This is a genomic window from Amycolatopsis sp. CA-126428 (genome assembly GCF_002904335.1).
GTDB lineage: Bacteria > Actinomycetota > Actinomycetes > Mycobacteriales > Pseudonocardiaceae > Amycolatopsis.
Genome location: NZ_PPHF01000081.1, coordinates 67,852 through 86,071, shown reverse-complemented (window position 1 = coordinate 86,071; position 18,220 = coordinate 67,852). Strand labels below are relative to the sequence as shown.

Here is an 18,220-nt window from a genome sequence, read left to right as displayed (position 1 = left end):
CCCGATGCACGGCAACACCCACGAGTCCTCCACCGGCTACAAGACCCGCCACTTCGACCGGATCGTCGACGAGGTCCAGGGCTTCTTCGAGGTGCACAACAAGCTGGGCACCTACCCCGGCGGCATCCACGTCGAGCTGACCGGCGAGGACGTCACCGAGTGCCTGGGCGGCGCCCAGGAGATCTCGGACGTCGACCTGTCGGGCCGCTACGAGACGGCCTGCGACCCGCGGCTGAACACCCAGCAGTCGCTGGAGCTGGCGTTCCTGGTTGCGGAGATGCTCCGCGGCTGAGGCCCGCTCACGCCCCGGCGCCGCCGTCGACCGGCACGATCGCGCCGGTCACCATGGACGCGCGGTCGCTGAGCAGCCAGGCGGCCGCCTCGGCGACCTCGCGGGGTTCGGCCATGCGGCCGAGCGGGATCGAGGCGTTGATCCGCTCGACGACCCCGGGGGTCGCGGCTTCCCACGCGTCGATCATGTCCGTGGCGGTGCCGCCGGGGGTGATCCCGTTGACCCGGATGCCGTGCGGGGCCCAGGTCACGGCCGCGGTCTCGGTGATGCTGTTGAGCGCCCGCTTCATGGCGCCGTAGGCGGGCAGGGCCGGGTTGGCGCGGCGGCTGCCGATGCTGGAGGTGTTGACGATCGCCCCGCCGCCGCTGCGGCGCATGAGCGCGGCCTCGGCGGTCATGGCGGTCCAGTGCGCGCGGAAGTTCACCGCGAACTGCTGGTCGATCTCTTCTTCGGCGGTGGTCTCCAGCGGGCCGGGCTGCTGGATGGCCGCGCCGTTGTTGAACGCGCCGTCCAGGCGGCCGTGCCGCTGCTCGACGTGGTCGACCGCGGCCCGGATGCTCGCGGAATCGGCCAGGTCCAGCGCGACGGCGTCGGCGGTGCCGCCCGCGTCGCGGATCTCGCCGGCGATGCGGTCGAGGGCGTCGGTGCCGCGCGAGGCCAGCACGACGGCGGCGCCTTCGCGGGCGAAGAGACGGGCCGCGGCCGCGCCGATGCCGCGGCTGGCGCCGGTGATGAGCACGACCTTCCCGGTGAGCAGGCCGATCGGGGGAAATTCGCCGGTGTTCGTCATGCCCCCGACGCTGCCCCGGTCCGCGGCCGGCAGACAGGCATCATCCGTACCAGGATCGGGCCCGGAGGCGTCCGCATACTGGAGACATGGACAAGCAGGAGCTCGGGGCGTTCCTCCGCAGCCGTCGTGAGCGCCTGCGGCCGCAGGACGTCGGCCTGCCCGCCGGGCCGCGCCGGAGAACGCCGGGCCTGCGCCGCGAGGAGGTGGCGGTGCTCGCGCACATCTCGACCGAGTACTACGTCCGCCTCGAGCAGGGCCGGGCCCCGCGCCCGTCGGGCGAGGTCCTGGCCGGGATCGCCGCTGCGCTGCGGCTCACCGACGCGGAGGCCGAGCACCTGCACGTCGTGGCGGGCACCGCGCCCATCCGGAGCGGCCGGCACCGCCGTGACGTGCGTCCCAGCATCCTGGCGCTGCTGCGGCGGCTGCCGCAGACGGCCGCCATCGTCATCTCCGCCACGTTCGAGGTGCTGGCCTGGAACGAGCTCGCGGCCGCGCTCATGGAGGACTTCGCCGAGGCCTCTCCCGAGGAGCGCAACCTCGCCCGCAAGGCGTTCCTGGGGCCGGCCGAGCCGCCGTACGGGATTTCCGACGCCGCCGAATTCCGGCTCACCGTCGTCACGGAGCTGCGCGCCACGCTGGCCCGCTACCCGGCCGACCCGGCGGTGCGCGAGCTCGTCGACGAACTCCGCGCGGGCAGCGCCGACTTCGCCCGGCTGTGGGACCGGCACGACGTGCAGGCGACGCCGGTGCTCACCAAGACCTTCCGGCACCCGGCGGTGGGGGACGTGACGGTCGACTGCGACTCTCTCGCCCAGCCTGAGCGTGACCAGCACCTCGTGCTTTACACGGCGCCGCCCGGCTCTCGCGGCGCCGAGGCGCTGGCGTTCCTGGAGGTGGTCGGCTCGGCGGGCGTCACACCCTGACGAGCACCGTCAGGAGGCGTCGAGCAGCCGGGCCGCGGACTTCAGGACCGCGTCCCGCAGCGAACCGACGTCCGGCACCGCCGCGCCGTTGGCCTGCAGTCCGATGTGGACCGAATCCCGGTACGTCGCGACCGCGATGCCGACCGCGTGGCCCGGGGCCAGTGGCACGAACGGGTAGACCTCCGCCATCCGGGCGCCGTCGAGGGACAGCCGGGCCGGGGGGACCGGGACCGTGGTGATCACCAGGTCGAACAGCATCGGCGCGGCCCGGCCCGCCGTGCGGGTGCCCAGGCGGTGCAGCAGCGGCGGGACGCGGCCGGCCAGCAGCGGCAGCGCGCCGGCGCCGCGGCTCGGGCCCGCCGCCTTGTTGCGGGTCATCACCCGGCGGACCACCCGCAGCCGCTCGACCGGGTCGTCCTCGCCGACCGGCAGGTCGCACAGGTACCCCGAAAGCTTGTTGCCGCCGACCTGATCACCCGCACGGCCGCGCACGCTCACCGGGATCAGCGCGCGCAGCGTGCGGCCGTCGGCACGCTGCCCGCGGTTCACCAGCCACTCGCGCAGGGCCCCCGCGAGCACCGCCAGCACGACATCGTTGGTCGTCCCGCCGTGAGCGCGGCGCACCCGGCGCAGCTCGGCCAGCGGCAGCCGGACGAACCCGAGGCGCCGCTCGGCCGACGGCGGGGCCGACACCGGCGAGAGCGGCGGGCGAGCGGCGCGCACCAGCGACGACGCGATCCCGGCCGCCTCGTTCGCCTGGCCCCACGCCGTGCCCAGCGCGTCCTTCACCGTGTCCAAAGTGGAGCGCGGCGCCGGGATGGGGCGGGGCGCGGCGCCGGTTTCCGGCAGCTTGACGCCGTCGAGCAGCCCGGCCGCGACCGCGTACGCGCCGGCGCCGTCGGTCAGCGCGTGGTGGAGTTTCAGCAGCAGGGCGAACTTCCCGTCCGGCAGCCCGGTGACCAGGGTCAGGTCCCACAGCGGCCGGGACGTGTCGAGCGGCTCGGCGATCCAGCGCGACGCATAGGCGGAGAGGGGGTCCGGCTCGTACAGCGAGCTCAACGCGACCTGGTGAATGTGGTCGGCGGCAACGAAACCCGGGTCGTCGGCCCAGCTGGCCGAGCCCGGCGGGAACAGTTCCGTGCGCGCCCGCTGACGCAGCTTCGGCAGCCGGGCGGCCCGTCGCGCGAGCAACGCCGTCAACGCGGCCGGGTCCACCGGGCCGCGGGCGGTGAAGGTGACCACCGCACCCATGTGCATCGGAGAGGTTTCGCTTTCCAGGCAAAGGAAAGCGACATCGAGTGCGCTGAGCGGCGAGCCTGCCATGGGCGACCTTTCCGGGTTCGCGGGGGGCGCACGGCCACGTGCGTCGGAAGGGAAGGAACCCACTGCACCAGCCCGACGTGACAGCCGGGTGGTCGAAGTGTTTCCACCACGCTAACGAGCGACCCCGTTCCGCCATTCGAGACACCCCGGGCCGTGGTGCCCCGGCTCACAGATCAGGAACGAACTCATTCCCCCGGAGCATGCTCGGGTTTTTCCGCCTGGGCCACCGGTGTGCCCCAATCGGGGGTGAGCGCGACCTGCTTGCCGACGCGGCGCACCGGCAGGCCGTTCACCTGCCGCCGGCCCAGCCCCGGCCAGATTTCCGCGGCGTCCTTCGCCGCCGAGCGGATCGCACCGCCGTCGAGCGTCGTGCGGGTTTCCGGGATCTCCCGGTCCGTCCACTGCACGACCAGCTTCAGCGGGCCGGCCGAGGGCAGCGGCCACAGGAACACCTCGTGCTCGACGGCGAACCGGGTGCCGCCGACCGGCTGGGCCCGCAGCACCGGGGCATCCGGTTCGGACGCGGACGGCACCGAGACCGTCTCGGAGCTCGCCCGGCTGCCGTCGGCGTAGAGCACGCCGATCAGCAGCCCGTTGTAGTCGGTCTTGCGCCGGTGGTCGATCAATCCCTCGGTGGGTTCCTCGACCAGGCTGTCCCGGGAGTACACCGTGACGCGCAGTGTCACCGCCTGCGGCCACACCTCGATGGCCCGCAGCGCGACCACCGTGCGCTCGGAGCGGCCCAGCGGCTGCGCCCACGGCAGCACGGCCGGGACGATGTGCTCGCGCGGGGCGTCGGTCCAGTGCCGTCCGTTGAACGCGTAAAGCTCCTGCTCCGGAACGGGGAACAGGGGACGCTCACGGGGACCGCCGGTGAAGAAGCTCATCGGACGGCCCGCGACGCACGGTCCGGCACCATGCGCCCACGGTAGGACAACCGAGCGGGAATTTCCGCCCCCGAACGGGGGTACGGCCCCCGCGGCCCGTGATCCGGGACACAGAGGCCGTACACCGAGCGTGACAGATCAGTAGCTGAGCATCAGTCGCTGAGCTTCAGTTCGCCGTTGCGCCGGGCGGACTCGTCGAGCTCCTTCTCGGCCGGCTTGCCCATGGCGTCCATCAGCTGCCGGGCCAGGCCGACGCCGGTCCCGCCGAGCGACAGCGCCTTGGCGAACATGTCGGACATGCCGTCGGCGCCGTTGAGCACGACCATGTGGTCGATGTTGCCGAACGCGCTCGCGCCCGCCTCGACGATCTCCGGCCAGCGCTCGGCCAGCTGCTGCGCGACGACGGCTTCCTGGTTCTCGGCCAGCGCCGCCGCCCGCGCCTTGATCGCGTCCGCTTCGGCGAGCCCCTTCGCCCGGGCCGACTCGGCTTCGGCGAGGCCGCGCGCCTTCGCGGCTTCCGCCTCCGCCAGGCCGCGGGCCTTGGCCGCGGCGGCCTCGGCCTCACCCGTCGCCCGGGTCGCGCCCGCCATCGCCTCGGCCCGGGCCTTGGTGGCCTGGGCCTCGGCCTCGGCGGCCGTCTTCACGCGGGTCGCGTCCGCCGCGGCCCGCAGCTCGGTCTCCCTCGCCTCGGCCTGGGCCTTGGCGATCGAAGCGTCACGGGCGGCGTCGGCCGTGGTCCGGGTGTCGTAGGCCTTCGCGTCGGCCGGCTTGCGGACCTGCGACTGCAGCCGCTGCTCGGCCAGCGCCGCCTCCAGCTCGGCGGCGCGGGTCTCCTGGACGACGACCTCCTGGCGCGCGGTCGCCTCGGCGAGCGGGCCCGACTGCGACGCCTTCGCCCGCGCCTGGTCGACCTCGGCCTGGTAGCCGGCCTGCTGGATCTGGCTTGCGCGGACCGCGGCGGCCTTCTTCGCGGCCGAGACCTGCTCGACCTCGGCGGCCTCCTGGTCGCGCTGCGCCTCGGCGATCCGGGCCGACGCGGCGATCGCGGCGGCGTGCGGCTTGCCGAGGTTGTTGATGTAGCCGGACTCGTCGTCGATCTCCTGGATCTGCAGCGAGTCGACGATCAGCCCCAGCTTGATCATCTCGGTGGCCGAGGACTGGCGCACCTCGCCGGTGAGCGCGTCCCGGTTGTGGATCATCTCCTCGATGGTCAGCCCGCCCACGATCGAGCGCAGGTGCCCGGAGAAGAGCTCGTGGATCGTGTCGTTCATGCCTTTTTGCTGGTCCAGGAACCGGCGGGCGGCGTTGGCGATCGAGGCGAAGTCGTCTCCGACCTTGTAGATGACGACGGCCCGCACGGTGACCGGCAGCCCCTGCTTGGTCACGCAGGAGACCTGCAGGTTGACGCCGCGGGTGTCCAGCGACAGCCGCCGCGCGGTCTGGAACCCGGGGATGACGTTCACCCCGCGGCCGGTGATGATCTTGAAGCCCAGGCTGTCCGCGGTGTCCGCGCGGTCGACGCGGACGCCCAGCCCGGAGATGATCAGCGCTTCGTTCGGTTCGGCCACTTTGTACAGCAGCCGCAGGATCCCGAAGACGACGATCAGCACGGCGATGACGCCACCGGCGGAAACCAGCAGGATTTCCAGGAGACTCATGGCACCGACCCCCCTTGCTCTGTTCTGTTGTGGTGTGGTGGTGCCTCTTCCACGCCGTCAGCGGCTCAGGGGTTGCCAGCGTTCGACGTAAACCGTGCGCGGGGGTTCGAAGTCGACCACCAGCACCTGCGTTCCCGACGTGAACGTCTCCTCCGGGTCGGCCGGATACGCGTAGAACGCCTCCGTGCCGCCCCGGACGTTCAGGAGCACCTCACCGATGAGGCCGGGGCCGATCGTGCCCGTCACGCGGCCCCGGCTGCCGATCATCCCCCGAAGCCCTTCAGCTTGACCTTGGAGTTCTTCGCCACGAACGTGCCCGGCGCGGGGTCCTGCTGGAAGACGAAGTCGAACCCGCCGCCGCCACCGCCGCCGGGACCGCGGCCGCGGCCGCCGTCGCGGTCGGCCTTCAGGCCGGCCTGCTCCAAGATCTTCTGGGCGTCCTCGAACGAGCGGAACCGGACGTCCGGCACCTGGACGGCGTTGTTGACGAACACGCCGATCCGCTTGGCCTTGGCCGTGGCGTTCGCCGGCGGGTCGGTCCGGGTGACGGCGCCGGCCGGGACGTCCTGCTTGAACTCCTCGCCCGCCTGGAACGGCTCGAACCCGGCCTGCTGCAGCAGGCCGAACGCCTCGTCCTTGGACCGGCCCACGACGTCCGGGACCGGCGGCAGCGGGATCGGGCCCTTCGACACGGTGATCGTGACCTGGCCGCCGATGGTCAGCTGGCTGCCCGCCGCCGGCGTGGTGCGGATGACCGCGCCCTGCGGGACTTCGGCGTCGAAGTCGTCGGTCCCGCGGACCGGGGTCAGCTGGGCCGCCTTGATCGCCTGCTGGGCGTCGGGCAGCGCGGTGCCCGGCCGGATGTCCGGCACCTGCGGGCGGCCCTTCGACAGCACCACCGAGACCGTCGCGTTCGGCGACAGCGTCGTGCCCTCGGCCGGGTCGGCGCGCAGCACGGTGTTCGACGGCGCCGTGTTGTCGTACTCCTGGCTGAACCGCGGGTTCAGCTTCACCGCCCGCAGCGCGTCACCGGCCGCGGCCTGGTTCAGCCCGACCAGCTTCGGCACCTGCGCGGTCTTTTCGCCGCCGGTGTCGGTGAGGATGAAGGCGAACGCCCCGATCAGCCCGCCGAGCAGCAGCACCGCGGCCACGATCACCAGGATCCGCTTGCGGTTGTCCTGCGGCTTCTCCGGCTCGGGCCGGCTGCGCCGCCGCGGCGGTGGCGGGGTGAGCGGCGGGGTGAGCGAGGGCGCGATCGCCGGGGGAGCGGCGTGGCTCAGCGCCCGGGTCGCGTTCGGCCGGTGCACCGGCATCGTCTTCTCGGTGTCCGGCACCTGCGGGATCCGCGGCAGCGTGCGCTCGGTGTCGGCGAGGTCGCCCTGGCCGTGGGACACCGGGATCGGCACGGTCACCGGCAGCAGCCCCAGCTGGGCGCGCACCGCGGTCAGCTCGGTGAGGAACTCCCCGGCGTCGGCCGGGCGCAGCTGCGGGTCCCGCCGCGTCGCGCGCACGACCAGGTCGTCGAGCGCCGGCGGCAGGTCCGGGCGCAGCTCGCTCGGCCGCGGCACGTCGTCGTTCACGTGCCGGTAGGCCACCGAGATGGCGGTGTCGCCGGTGTAGGGCACCCGGCCGGTCAGCATTTCGTACAGCAGGATCCCGGCCGAGTAGACGTCACCGCGCGAGGACGCCGCGCCGGTGGCGACCTGCTCGGGGGAGAGGTAGGCGACCGTGCCCAGGATGACGCTCGAACTGGTCGTGCCCGCGCTCGCCACGGCCCGCACCAGGCCGAAGTCCGCGACCTTCACCGCCCCGCCGGTGTGCTGCCCGACCCGGCCGATCAGCACGTTCTCCGGCTTCACGTCCCGGTGCACCAGGCCGGCCCGGTGCGCGGCGGCCAGCGCCGACAGCACGGGCTCGGCGACGCTCAGCGCCAGCGCGACGTCCAGCGGGCCGTGGTCGGCCAGCAGGTCGCGCAGCGTCCCGCCGTCGACCAGCTCCATCACCAGGAACGCCAGGCCCGACTCCGCACCCTGGGGCAGGTCGAAGCCCTGGTCGTGCACCGCCACGACGTGCGGGTGGTGCAGCTGCGCCGCGGACTGCGCCTCCCGCACGAACCGGTCGACGAACGACCGGTCGTCCGCGAAGCGCGGGTCCATGATCTTGATCGCGACCGGACGGTCCAGCCGGGTGTCCGTCCCCCGATAGACGGAAGACATTCCGCCGTGGGCGAGCAGCCGGTCCACCCGGTAGCGCCGCTCCAAAAGCGTGCCGACCAGGCTGGGTTGGGTGCGTGTCACGAGTATGGATCGTACGGAACCGCGCACGCCTCGTGGAGGAGACCTCGCGGGTCACCCATGCGCACTAGCGGGTGAGGGGACGGAATGTGGCACAGTGTCACCTGTGAGTGGGATTCCTGTCGCCGAAGACATCCTCGACACCGCCATCGCGGTCCTTCCGCTGACGGAGGTGGCGACCGTCCTCGGGACCTCGACCAACAAGGTCCGGCAGATGCTGCGCGACGGGCAGCTGATCGCGGTCCGGCGCCGCGGCGAACTGTGCGTGCCCGGCGACTTCTTCGTCAAGGACGGCGTCGTCAAGGGCCTGACCGGGACGATCACCGTGCTCGCCGACTCCGGGTTCTCCCGGACCGAGATGCTGCGGTGGCTGTTCACCGAGGACGACACGCTGCCCGGGAGCACGCCCATCAACGCGCTGCGGACCAGCCACGGCACCGAGGTCAAGCGGCGCGCCCAGGCGATGGCGTTCTGACCTGGTGAAAAGGGTTGCCGCCGCGAGCAGCTGAACGGCCGCCGCGGTCAGCAGGCACCCCGGGAGCGACCACGCCGCGAGGGGGCCGGCCAGCGCCGCTCCCGCGGCCAGCCCGGTGATCTTCACGCTCGCCGCGGTCGTGAACACCTGCGCGCGGACGTGCTCCGGCGCTTCGCGGTGGCGGATCGCGAACAACGCCGTGAGCTGCGGACCTTCGGCGAATCCGGCCAGCACGGCCGCGACGATGACGCCGTGCCCGCTCGCGGCGACGAGGCAGCTCACCGCCAGCAGGAGCGTGCTCAGCCGGACGATCCGGTCGGGTGCCCACGGCAGCGGCTTCTTCGCGAGGATCGCGTTGGCCAGCAGGGACGCCACGGCCAGGACGGTCAGCAGCAGCGCGCCGTCAGCCGGGCCGCGCAGGTGCGCCGCGCCCAGCAGCGGGTAACACACGGTGACCATGCCGATCCCGGCGCAGGAAAACGTCGAGGCGGCGGTCGCCTGCCGCAGCGGTGCGTTGCGGACCAGAACCCTGAAGCCGTCCTTGAGGCGGGTCTTCCCGGGTGACCGCTTCGGCAGGGACCACGCCACCGGGACCGCCGCGGTGACCAGGCCGACCGCGGCCACGAGCCCGGCCGGCCCGCCGAGGAGCCCGGCCAGCCCGGGCCCGGCGAGCGCGGCGGCGGTGAACGTCATGGCGTCGAGGCGGCCGGCCTTCGGCAGGGCGGGCCCGGCGACCGCGGGCAGCTGCGCGGTCCAGCCGCCGGCGATGGCCGGGTTGAGCAGGCCGGTCACGACCGCCACCGCGACGACGGCTTCCAGCGGCAGGCGGCCGAACACGGCGGCGACCAGCGCGATCCCGCCCGCGTAGCCACCGAGTGCGCCGGCGAGCAGCCGTCCCGGGGTCGCGCTGCGGTCCAGCAGGGTGCCGAACACCGGTCCGCCCACGGCGGCGGCCGCGGTCAGCCCGGCGAGCAGCGCCGCACCGGCGTGCGGGCCCGCGGTCATCCCGAGCAGGAGCAGCGCGGGCCCGGAGAGCTCGTCACCGGTCCGGGCGAGCGTGGCGCCGACGAGGTAACGTCTTATCACTGACAAGACGTTACAATGGGGCATGGCCTTTCCGCACCGGGATTCCGTGCAGCGCGCGGTGGACCTGCTGATCGTGTTGCTGGCCCCGGCCCCCGACCCGGCCGCGGTCGCCCGGGTCCTGCGCGAACACGGCGAACCGGAGCCGGCGCTGTCGCCGGAAGACGTCGCGGACCTGCGGGCGGCGGCGCTGGAGCTGCGCGAAGTCTTCGCGGCGCGCGATGTCGCTTCGGCGGCTTCGGTGCTGAACGCGTTGTTCGCGGCGTACGCGGGCCCGCCGCGCTTGACCGACCACGAAGAGGGTTACGGCTGGCACCTGCACGCGGACGCGGCCGACGACGGGCCGTGGGGCGCGTGGCTGGTGACGTCGTCCGCGCTGGGGCTGGCGGCGCTGCTGGCGGCGCGCCAGGACGTCCCGGGAGGGCTGTGCGCGTCACCGATGTGCGGGAAGCCGTTCGCGCACACGGGCGGCGGCAGCCCGCGGCGGTACTGCTCGCCCCGGTGCGCGACACGCGAACGCGTCGCCGCGCACCGGGCGCGATCGTGAAAAACTCAGCCCTGGGTCTTGTCGCGCCAGGCGATCCACTTCTCGAGGGCACCCAGGTCGTAGTCCGGGCCGCCCACGCCGACGGTGAACGTCGTGACACCCAGCTCCAGGAGCTTCGGGCCCAGCTCGTCCGGCTCGCCCTGCACGCCGCAGGAACGCTCGATCTCGGCCGGGTCGCGGCCGACGTCCGCGCAGTGCCGGTCCAGGATCTCGACCTTGCGGCTGACGACCTCCGGGTCGCCGAAGCCGTGCCAGATGTCGCCGTGCTTGGCCACCAGCTTGAGGGTCTTCTTTTCGCCGCCGCCGCCGATCAGCACCGGGATCTTGCGGGTCGGCGCCGGGTTCAGCTTGCCGAGCCTGCTTTCGATCCGGGGCAGGGACTCCGCGAGGTCGTCGAGCCGGCCACCGGCGGTGCCGAACTCGTAGCCGTACTCGTCGTAGTCCTTCTCGAACCAGCCGGAGCCGATGCCGAGGATGAGCCGGCCGCCGGAGATGTGGTCGACCGTGCGGGCCATGTCGGCGAGCAGCTCCGGGTTGCGGTAGCTGTTGCAGGTGACGAGCGCGCCGATCTCCACCCGGGACGTCGACTCCGCCCACGCGCCGAGCATCGTCCAGCACTCGAAGTGCTTGCCTTCGGGGTCACCGTAGAGCGGGTAGAAGTGGTCCCAGTTGAAAACGATGTCGGCGCCGAGCTCTTCGGCGGCCGACGCGGTGCGCCGGATGCTGTCGTAGTCGGCGTGCTGCGGCTGGAGCTGCAAGCCGATCCGGATGCGTCGTTCGGTCATGATCGCAGCCTACGACCGCGCCCGGCCGTTTCGCGCGCCCAGACCGTGGCCAGCCGGGGCAGCGCCACCACCAGCCTGCGCCGCTTCGGCACCACCGCGCGCCGCGTCAGGATGTCGTAGTCCAGCGCGACGATCTCGTCGAGGATGCCCTGGTACAGCGTCAACGCCGTCCGCACGCACGGCCGCGATTCGGGACGCAGCAACGCCACGCCCGCTTCGGCCCGCCGGTACACCGCCCGGGTCCGCGCGACGAAGTACGCCATCGCCGCCCGGATCCGCGGATCGGGTCGTCGCGCCTCGAGCAGTTCACGCGAAACGCCGAACGCGGCCAGCTCGGCCAGCGGCAGGTAGAGCCGTCCCCGGTCGAGGTCCTCGCCGACGTCGCGCAGGAAGTTCGTCAGCTGGAACGCCTCGCCCAGCGCGATCGCGCCCGGCTCGGCGTCCGCCAAGGCGCCCACCGTGCCGAACACCGGCAGCATCTGCAGCCCGATCACCGCGGCCGAGCCGTACATGTAGTCGCCCAGCTCGGCGAAGGTCGCGTACTCGACCGGTGAAAGGTCCATCCGCATCGACTTCAGGAACGCGTCGAACAACTCTCGGGAGAGTTCGTAGCGCCGCACGGTGTCGGACAACGCGACGAGCACCGGGTCGGCCGGGGTCCCGCCCGCGAAGACGACGTCGACCAGGTCGCCGACCCGGTCGAGGGAAGCCGCCGGGTCGGTCCCCGGCGCCGGGTTGTCGACCAGTTCGTCGGCCATCCGCGCGAACCCGTAGAGCGTGTGCGCGGCGGGCCGGGCCCGGGCCGGCAGCAGCCGCGTCGCGAGGAAGAACGTGCGGCCGTAGTGGGCGTTGATGCGGCGGCACTCGGTGTAGGCGGCGCGCAGGGCCGGTTCGGTGATGCCCGCCGCGTCGAGTTCGTTCACCGGCCGGTGATCCTTTCCGCCGCCAGTCGTCCGGAGATGAGCACCGGCGGGATGCCGACGCCGGGGGTGGTGCCGCAGCCGGCCAGCACGACGTTCCCGGCCGCGCGGACCAGGTTCGCCGGCCGGAACGGCCCCGTCTGGCCGAACGTGTGCGCCAGCGAGAACGGCGTCCCGGCCATGAGGCCGCGCGCCGCCCAGTCCGCCGGGGTGATCGTCTCGTCGATGGTGAACTCGCCGCCGAAACCGGTCAGCCCGCGGGCCTCCAGCGTGCGAAGCAGCTCTTCGCGGTACGGCCCGCGGACGCGGTCCCAGTCGATCGGGCCGCGGCGCAGGTTCGGCGCGGGCGCGAGCACCGAGACGATCTCGCCGCCGCGCCCGGCCAGTCCCGGGTCGGTCGCCGTCGGCCGCGTGACCAGCAGCGACGGGTCGCTCATCAGCCTGCCCTCGCGGATGATCTCGGCGAACGTCCGCTCCCAGGCGCCGCCGAAGAAGATCGTGTGGTGGCCGAGGTCCCACTTTTCGCTCGTGCGCCCGTGCAGCACCACGGCCGACGGCGAGTAGCGCAGCGGCAGCGGGCGGCGGGGCCGCGCGCCGAGGAGCCGGTAGGCCGTGCCCAGCTCGGTGGCCAGCACCACGGCGTCGCAGGCGATCCGCTCGCCCGAGCGCGTCCGGACCGCGCGCACCCGCGAATTCACCCGTTCGAGCCACGCGGCTTCGGTGCCGAACCGCACGTCCGCGCCCGCCCGGGTGGCCGCCCCGGTCATCGCGCGGCCGATCTCGCCCATCCCGCCTTCGGGGTAGTAGACGCCGCCGACGGTGTCCATGTAGGAGATGACGCCGTACGCGCCGATCGCGCGGGCCGGATCGAGGCCCGCGTAGAGCGCCTGGAAGGTGAACAGCCGCCGGACCCGCTCGTCCCGCAGGTAGCGGGCGACGCGGGGGCCGAGCCTGCCGAAGCCGCCCAGCGCGCCGAGCTTCGCCAGCTCGGGGCGGGCCAGGGCGAGCGGCGAGTCGAAGTTCGCCGCCAGGAAGTGGTCCTTCTGCACGGCGTACAGCTCGGTCAGCCAGCGCCGCAGCGCCCGGTAGCCCGCCGCCTCGCGGGCGCCGGCGAAGGCGCGGATTTCGGCCTCCATCGCGTCGCCGTCCGTGCGCAGGTCCAGGGAGCTGCCGTCGGCGAACCGCGCCCGGTACGCCGGGTCGAGCCGGGTCAGGCGCAGGTTCTTGGCCAGGGGCTCGCCGACCGCGGCGAACGCCTCTTCGAGGAGCTCCGGCATGGTGAGCACGCTCGCGCCGGTGTCCACGGCGTTGCCGTCGAAGCTCCGCTGCCCGGCCCGCCCGCCCGGGACGTCCGCCTGTTCCAGCAGGGTGACGCGCCGTCCCGCGCCGAGCAGGTGCAGGGCCGCCGAGAGCCCGGCCAACCCGGCCCCGATGACGACGACGTGGCCGGCCGGACCGTCGATCGTCCGCACGTCAGTACGTCCGCTGGGTGGCCTTGACGACCAGCCCGGTCAGCGCGGCGGGAGCCGGCTCGGCCAGGTGCGCGCGGTCGAGGGCGGCCATCGCCGCCGTCGTCAGCTCGTCGATCCGGCGCTCGACCGCGTCGACCGCGCCGACCTGCTGCAACGCCATCCGGACGGTCTCGACGCCCTCGTCGGACAGGTCCGTGTCACCGATCGCGTCCGCGATCACGGTGGCCGCGGCCTGCTCGCCCTTCTCCGCGGCGAGCTGCAGGCCGAGGGCGGCGAGCAGGGTGCGCTTGCCCTCGCGCAGGTCGTCGCCGGCGGGCTTGCCGGTGACCGACGGGTCGCCGAAGACGCCCAGCAGGTCGTCGCGCAGCTGGAACGCCACGCCGACCTCGCCGCCGAACTCCAGCAGCGTGGCGATCAGCTCCGGGCCGGCGCCGCCGAGCGCGGCGCCCAGGTGCAGCGGCCGCTGCACGGTGTAGGCGGCGGTCTTGAGCCGGTCGATCTTGAGCGCGGCCTCGACGGAGGCGTCCCCGGTGGCCTGCGTGCGAACGTCGAGGTACTGCCCGGCGAGCACCTCGGTGCGCATCGCGCGCCAGGCCGGGCGGGCCGCGGCCAGGGTCTCGGCGGGCAGGGCTGCGTCGGCGAACATGTCGTCCGCCCAGGCCAGCGCCAGGTCGCCGACGAGCACCGCGGTGGCCAGGCCGAACGTGGCGGGGGAGCCGAGCCAGCCGCGGTCGGCGTGCAGCTTCGCGCCCGCGATGTGCACGGTCGGGTTGCCGCGGCGGGAGTCGGAGGAGTCGATGAGGTCGTCGTGGATCAGCGCGCACGCCTGGATCAGCTCCAGGCTGGCCACCGCCTGCAGCACGCCCTCGGCGTCCGGGCCGGCCGGGTCGCCGCCCGCGCCGCGCCAGCCCCACCAGGCGAACGTCGGGCGCAAGCGCTTGCCACCGCCCAGCACGAACCCGCGCAGCGCGTCGATCCCGGCGGCCACGGTGGGCTCGGTCCCGAGGATCGCGGTGCCCGCCCGATCGAGGAACCCGGCCAGCGCGCGCTCGACGTGGGCGGGCAGGTCACTGTCGGCGGCGAGCGCGTTCATCCCGCCATCCTCGCCGAACCCGCGGGTGCGCGGGCGCGCGGGGCACCCGGATGTGGCGAATCAGACTCCGGCCGTGGCGGCCCAGAACGGACCGGTGAGGCCCGCTTCGGCGAAGTAGGCGACGGCGTCGTGCGGCTCACGCCGCCGGTAGCCGCGCTCCAGCCGGCCCGCGTACCAGCCGCGGGCCAGCCGCCAGAGGGTGACCAGGTCGAGCACGGAACCCTTGGCCTGCCCGGTTTCCGCCAGCCAGGCGTCCACACAGGACTCGCAGCAGAAGAGGCGCTGGTTCGCGCACGTGTGCAGGACGTCGTCCCACATCCGGGCGGCGGGCACCAGGAAGTGCGCCACCTGGGCGCCCTCCGGCGGTTCCGCACGGTTCACGACCAGGGCGTGCGGCTGGGCGCAGCCGGGGCAGCGGGTCGCGACGAGCACCTCGGGCTCGGCCTCGACCAGGTGCGGGATGGCGAACGAGTCCCACGCGCAGCCACCCCACCACAGCGTGTGCGAACCCAACACGGAGAACCCGAGCGACTTCGCCGCGAAGGGGTGGGCCAGCACGACGTGCTCGCACTCGTCGAGCACCAGGTGGTGAGCGCCGGCGAGGCGGTGCAGCGCCTGCTTGGCGACGGCGAGCGACCCGCCCGCGGCGTCGGCCAGCTCCGGCCCGGTCGGCGCGCGGCCGTGGTCGGCGAAGGCGTGGTAAACGGCCAGGCGGACGTCTTCGTCCCAGCTCGCGTCGTCGTCCCTCATGGCTCACTCCTGTATCGAGTCTAGAGCCGGGACCCTTAACATTCGAGACATGACGTCGGTGATCGAGCGGTTGCGCGGAGACGGGCCGAAGTTCTCCATCGAGTTCTTCCCACCCCGGGACACGGTGGACGAGGCCGTCCTCTGGAAGGCGATCCGGGAGCTCGAGCCGTACGACCCGGCCTACATGTCGATCACCTACGGTGCCGGCGGCTCCAGCCGCGACGGCACGATCCGCAGCATCGCCCGCGTCGCGACCGAGACCACGCTGGTGCCGATGGCGCACCTGACCGCGGTCAACCACTCCGTCGCCGAGCTGCGCAACGTGATCGGCTGGTACGCCTCGGTCGGCGTCCGCAACATCCTCGCGCTGCGCGGCGACCCGCCGGGCGACGTCTACGGCGACTGGATCCCGCACCCGGAGGGGCTCACCTACGCCGAAGAGCTGGTCCAGCTCGTCCGTGAGCTGGGTGACTTCTGCATCGGCGTGTCGGCCTACACCTACGGCCACCCGCGCTCGGCCGACCTCGAGACCGACACGAAGTACCTGGTCCGCAAGCTGCGGGCGGGCGCGGACTTCGCGATCGCGCAGCTGTTCCACGGCGCCGAGGACTTCCTGCGGCTGCGCGACCGGGTCGCCGCGACCGGCTGCGACGTCCCGGTGCTGCCCGGCGTCATGCCGCTGACGACGATGCGGACGTTGCAGACGACGATCAAGCTGTCCGGCGCGCCGGCGCCCCGGAAGCTCCTGGACCGGCTCGAGCCGCTGGCCGACGACCCCAAGGCGTTCCGCGCGGCGGGCATCGACGTGACCACGGAACTGTGCGAGAAGCTGATCGCCGAGGGCGTGCCGAACCTGCACTTCTACACGTTCAACCGCTCGAAGGCGACGCGCGAGGTGATCGCCCGGCTGGGTCTCGTCCCGGCCCGTGCTTAAGTACGTACCACCAGCTACACGTGGCCCGGTAGCGTGCGGCTCATGTCTACTGCTTCCGAAGGCGTGCACGAAATCTGTGACCGCTACGTCGACGACTACGTGGCCGCGGATCCGGTCGCGGCGACCGTCCACGGCGTCGCCGGCCACGACCACCGCCTGACCGACTACTCGGCGGACGGCTTCGCCGAGCGCGCCGGCCTGGCCGCGCGGGCGCACGCCGCCGTCACCGCCGCCGAGCCGCGCGACGCCGCCGAGCGCGCCGCCAAGGCCGTGTTCACCGAGCGCCTCGGCCTGGAGCTGGAGATCCACGAGGCCGGCCTCGACGTGGCGAGCCTGAACGTCATCGCCAGCCCGGTGCAGGAGCTGCGGATGGCGTTCGACCTGATGCCGCTGGAGACCGAGCAGGACTGGGCGGTCGTCTCGGCCCGGATCGCCGAGGTCCCCCGCGCCCTCGCGAACGTCCGCAGCGGCCTGCTTTCGGCGGCCGACGCGGGACGCGTCTCGGCGCTGCGGCAGGTCGCGAAGGTGGCGGAGCAGTGCGAGACGTGGGCGGGCCTGAAGGAGGAGAAGAGCTTCCTCGCCGAGCTCGTGTCGGCTTCGCCGGGTTCGGCGCTCGCGGCCGATCTCGCGCACCGCGCGCGGGCCGCGGACGAGGCGTTCGCGGAGTTCGCCGGGTTCCTGCGGGCCGAGCTGGCCCCGAAGGCCCCGGTCAAGGACGCCGTCGGCGAGGACGTCTACCGCCTGTGGTCGCGCTACTTCGTCGGCGCGGCGCTGGACCTGCGGGAAACCTACGAGTGGGGCTGGGCGGAGTTCGCCCGGATCGAGGCCGAAATGCGCACGGTGGCGAACCGCATCAAGCCGGGTGCTTCGCCGGCCGAGGCCGCGGCGGCGCTGGACGCGGACCCGCGCTACCGCATCCGCGGCCGCGCGGAGTTCGAGGCGTGGATGCAGCGCCTGTCCGACGACGCCCTGGAATCGTTGCGCGGCAAGCACTTCGACATTTCCGACCGGGTGATGGCCCTCGAGTGCAAGATCGCCCCGCCGGGCGGCGGAGTGGGCGCGTACTACACGGGACCGAGCGAGGACTTCGCGCGCCCGGGCCGCATGTGGTGGTCCCTGCCGGCGGGCCGCGACGAGTTCAGCACCTGGCGCGAGACGAGCACGGTGTACCACGAGGGAGCACCGGGCCACCACCTCCAGATCGCGACGGCGGTGGACCAGTCGGACGGGCTGAACAAGTACCAGCGGCTGCTGGCGTTCACCTCGGGCCACGCGGAGGGCTGGGCCCTGTACGCGGAGCGCCTGATGGAGGAACTGGGCTACCTGTCGGACGACGGCGACCTGCTGGGGATGCTGTCCGAGCAGCTGTTCCGCGCGGCCCGCGTGGTGGTGGACCTGGGCATGCACCTGGAGCTGGTGATCCCGGCCGGAACGGGCTTCCACGAGGGTTCGCGGTGGACGCCGGAGCTGGGGCTGGAGTTCATGCTGACCCGCACGATCACCGACCAGGCCCACATCCGCGACGAGATCGACCGGTACCTGGGCTGGCCGGGCCAGGCCCCGGCGTACAAGATCGGCGAGCGCCTCTGGCTGGCGGCCCGCTCGGACGCCCAGGCCCGCGCGGGCGCCGGGTTCGACATCAAGCACTTCCACACGGAGGCGCTCAAGATGGGCGGGATGGGGCTGGACACGCTGCGGGATCAGCTGGCCGGCCTGGACTGAGCGGCGGCTCGGGCGCCGGTGAGTTTCGCCGGCGCCCGAGGCGTTCTCGATTCCGCTTTCCGCGGTTGGAATCACGACGGAGGGTCCGGAGCGCACGCCGTGCGCGGCTTGGTCACCAAGCGGGTCCAGACGGCCGAATGAGTCTCGGTTCCTGGGTGGCCGCCCCCCTCTACGTCGTCCTCTGCCTCGCGGCGTGTTTCGTCGCCGCGTTGCCGGTGTGCGCCTACATCGCGAAAAAACGCGGGCCGGAAGGTCTGCGCGCCTTCGCCGAA

The 18,220-nt window shown here is 73.2% G+C and carries 18 protein-coding genes; 7 read left to right on the top strand and 11 right to left on the bottom strand.

Annotation, left to right across the window (positions count from 1 at the left end):
* Positions 1-292: 3-deoxy-7-phosphoheptulonate synthase (locus C2L58_RS22570; protein WP_146073645.1), on the top strand; the 292-nt coding region annotated here is incomplete at its 5' end.
* Between the two features lie 7 nt (positions 293-299).
* Here the strand turns inward: C2L58_RS22570 and C2L58_RS22565 are convergent.
* A complete protein-coding gene (locus tag C2L58_RS22565) occupies positions 300-1,082 on the bottom strand; it encodes an SDR family NAD(P)-dependent oxidoreductase (protein ID WP_103339604.1) in 783 nt (260 codons plus the stop codon).
* Positions 1,083-1,168: 86 nt separating this feature from the next.
* Here C2L58_RS22565 and C2L58_RS22560 point away from each other — a divergent pair, with 86 nt between their 5' ends.
* Positions 1,169-2,005, top strand: coding sequence for a helix-turn-helix transcriptional regulator (locus C2L58_RS22560; RefSeq protein WP_103339603.1), 837 nt, complete (start codon positions 1,169-1,171; stop codon positions 2,003-2,005).
* Between the two features lie 9 nt (positions 2,006-2,014).
* Here the strand turns inward: C2L58_RS22560 and C2L58_RS22555 are convergent, their stop codons facing one another.
* From C2L58_RS22555 to pknB, 5 genes are all read right to left on the bottom strand, one after another.
* Complete coding sequence (locus C2L58_RS22555; protein WP_103339602.1) at positions 2,015-3,328, bottom strand: wax ester/triacylglycerol synthase family O-acyltransferase; 1,314 nt, start codon at positions 3,326-3,328, stop codon at positions 2,015-2,017.
* Between the two features lie 185 nt (positions 3,329-3,513).
* Positions 3,514-4,215 (bottom strand): hypothetical protein, encoded by a 702-nt coding sequence (locus C2L58_RS22550; protein ID WP_103339601.1) that lies wholly within the window; start codon positions 4,213-4,215, stop codon positions 3,514-3,516.
* Positions 4,216-4,367: 152 nt separating this feature from the next.
* Complete coding sequence (locus C2L58_RS22545) at positions 4,368-5,873, bottom strand: SPFH domain-containing protein (RefSeq protein ID WP_103339600.1); 1,506 nt, start codon at positions 5,871-5,873, stop codon at positions 4,368-4,370.
* A 57-nt stretch (positions 5,874-5,930) separates the two neighbouring features.
* A complete protein-coding gene (locus C2L58_RS22540; protein WP_003100783.1) occupies positions 5,931-6,140 on the bottom strand; it encodes a hypothetical protein in 210 nt (69 codons plus the stop codon).
* On the bottom strand, positions 6,137-8,170 hold the full coding sequence (gene pknB, locus C2L58_RS22535; RefSeq protein WP_103339599.1) for a Stk1 family PASTA domain-containing Ser/Thr kinase: 2,034 nt from the start codon (positions 8,168-8,170) through the stop codon (positions 6,137-6,139). Before pknB ends, C2L58_RS22540 begins: the two co-directional genes overlap by 4 nt.
* A gap of 103 nt (positions 8,171-8,273) precedes the next feature.
* Here pknB and C2L58_RS49285 point away from each other — a divergent pair, with 103 nt between their 5' ends.
* From C2L58_RS49285 to C2L58_RS22525, 3 genes are all read left to right on the top strand, one after another.
* Entirely contained in the window at positions 8,274-8,642 is a 369-nt protein-coding gene (locus tag C2L58_RS49285; RefSeq protein WP_158264148.1) for an Rv2175c family DNA-binding protein, read from the top strand.
* 451 nt (positions 8,643-9,093) lie between these two features.
* A complete protein-coding gene (locus tag C2L58_RS50540) occupies positions 9,094-9,510 on the top strand; it encodes a hypothetical protein (protein ID WP_233225860.1) in 417 nt (138 codons plus the stop codon).
* Between the two features lie 240 nt (positions 9,511-9,750).
* Positions 9,751-10,272 carry a CGNR zinc finger domain-containing protein gene (locus tag C2L58_RS22525; protein WP_103339597.1) on the top strand — a complete coding sequence of 174 codons (522 nt, stop codon included), beginning with the start codon at positions 9,751-9,753 and terminating at the stop codon, positions 10,270-10,272.
* 5 nt (positions 10,273-10,277) lie between these two features.
* Here the strand turns inward: C2L58_RS22525 and C2L58_RS22520 are convergent, their stop codons facing one another.
* The 5 genes from C2L58_RS22520 to merB are packed head-to-tail and all read right to left on the bottom strand — an operon-like array spanning position 10,278 to position 15,292.
* Positions 10,278-11,057, bottom strand: a complete 780-nt coding sequence (locus C2L58_RS22520) for an LLM class F420-dependent oxidoreductase (RefSeq protein WP_103339596.1) — start codon at positions 11,055-11,057, stop codon at positions 10,278-10,280.
* A complete protein-coding gene (locus tag C2L58_RS22515; protein WP_103339595.1) occupies positions 11,054-11,980 on the bottom strand; it encodes a phytoene/squalene synthase family protein in 927 nt (308 codons plus the stop codon). Before C2L58_RS22515 ends, C2L58_RS22520 begins: the two co-directional genes overlap by 4 nt.
* Positions 11,977-13,449: a phytoene desaturase family protein gene (gene crtI / locus C2L58_RS22510; protein WP_103339594.1), complete on the bottom strand. Its 1,473-nt coding sequence runs from the start codon at positions 13,447-13,449 to the stop codon at positions 11,977-11,979. The genes C2L58_RS22515 and crtI overlap by 4 nt, the downstream gene beginning before the upstream one ends.
* Position 13,450: 1 nt before the next feature.
* Positions 13,451-14,542, bottom strand: coding sequence for a polyprenyl synthetase family protein (locus C2L58_RS22505; RefSeq protein ID WP_103339593.1), 1,092 nt, complete (start codon positions 14,540-14,542; stop codon positions 13,451-13,453).
* 60 nt (positions 14,543-14,602) lie between these two features.
* Positions 14,603-15,292 carry an organomercurial lyase gene (gene merB / locus C2L58_RS22500; protein ID WP_103339592.1) on the bottom strand — a complete coding sequence of 230 codons (690 nt, stop codon included), beginning with the start codon at positions 15,290-15,292 and terminating at the stop codon, positions 14,603-14,605.
* Positions 15,293-15,341: 49 nt separating this feature from the next.
* Between merB and C2L58_RS22495 the strand changes: the two genes are divergently transcribed.
* Positions 15,342-16,226: a methylenetetrahydrofolate reductase gene (locus C2L58_RS22495; protein ID WP_103339591.1), complete on the top strand. Its 885-nt coding sequence runs from the start codon at positions 15,342-15,344 to the stop codon at positions 16,224-16,226.
* Positions 16,227-16,268: 42 nt separating this feature from the next.
* Positions 16,269-17,948: a DUF885 domain-containing protein gene (locus C2L58_RS22490; RefSeq protein ID WP_103339590.1), complete on the top strand. Its 1,680-nt coding sequence runs from the start codon at positions 16,269-16,271 to the stop codon at positions 17,946-17,948.
* Positions 17,949-18,220 lie beyond the last annotated feature (272 nt).

Excerpts from the sequence above, each read along its gene's own strand:
- C2L58_RS22545 (WP_103339600.1), bottom strand. The coding sequence starts at position 5,873 with ATGAGTCTCCTGGAAATCCTGCTGGTTTCCGCCGGTGGCGTCATCGCC.
- C2L58_RS22565 (WP_103339604.1), bottom strand. The coding sequence starts at position 1,082 with ATGACGAACACCGGCGAATTTCCCCCGATCGGCCTGCTCACCGGGAAG.
- C2L58_RS22525 (WP_103339597.1), top strand. The coding sequence starts at position 9,751 with ATGGCCTTTCCGCACCGGGATTCCGTGCAGCGCGCGGTGGACCTGCTG.
- C2L58_RS22520 (WP_103339596.1), bottom strand. The coding sequence starts at position 11,057 with ATGACCGAACGACGCATCCGGATCGGCTTGCAGCTCCAGCCGCAGCAC.
- C2L58_RS22495 (WP_103339591.1), top strand. The coding sequence starts at position 15,342 with ATGACGTCGGTGATCGAGCGGTTGCGCGGAGACGGGCCGAAGTTCTCC.
- C2L58_RS22550 (WP_103339601.1), bottom strand. The coding sequence starts at position 4,215 with ATGAGCTTCTTCACCGGCGGTCCCCGTGAGCGTCCCCTGTTCCCCGTT.
- merB (WP_103339592.1), bottom strand. The coding sequence starts at position 15,292 with ATGAGGGACGACGACGCGAGCTGGGACGAAGACGTCCGCCTGGCCGTT.
- C2L58_RS22555 (WP_103339602.1), bottom strand. The coding sequence starts at position 3,328 with ATGGCAGGCTCGCCGCTCAGCGCACTCGATGTCGCTTTCCTTTGCCTG.
- C2L58_RS22560 (WP_103339603.1), top strand. The coding sequence starts at position 1,169 with ATGGACAAGCAGGAGCTCGGGGCGTTCCTCCGCAGCCGTCGTGAGCGC.
- C2L58_RS22540 (WP_003100783.1), bottom strand. The coding sequence starts at position 6,140 with ATGATCGGCAGCCGGGGCCGCGTGACGGGCACGATCGGCCCCGGCCTC.
- C2L58_RS22505 (WP_103339593.1), bottom strand. The coding sequence starts at position 14,542 with ATGAACGCGCTCGCCGCCGACAGTGACCTGCCCGCCCACGTCGAGCGC.
- C2L58_RS22490 (WP_103339590.1), top strand. The coding sequence starts at position 16,269 with ATGTCTACTGCTTCCGAAGGCGTGCACGAAATCTGTGACCGCTACGTC.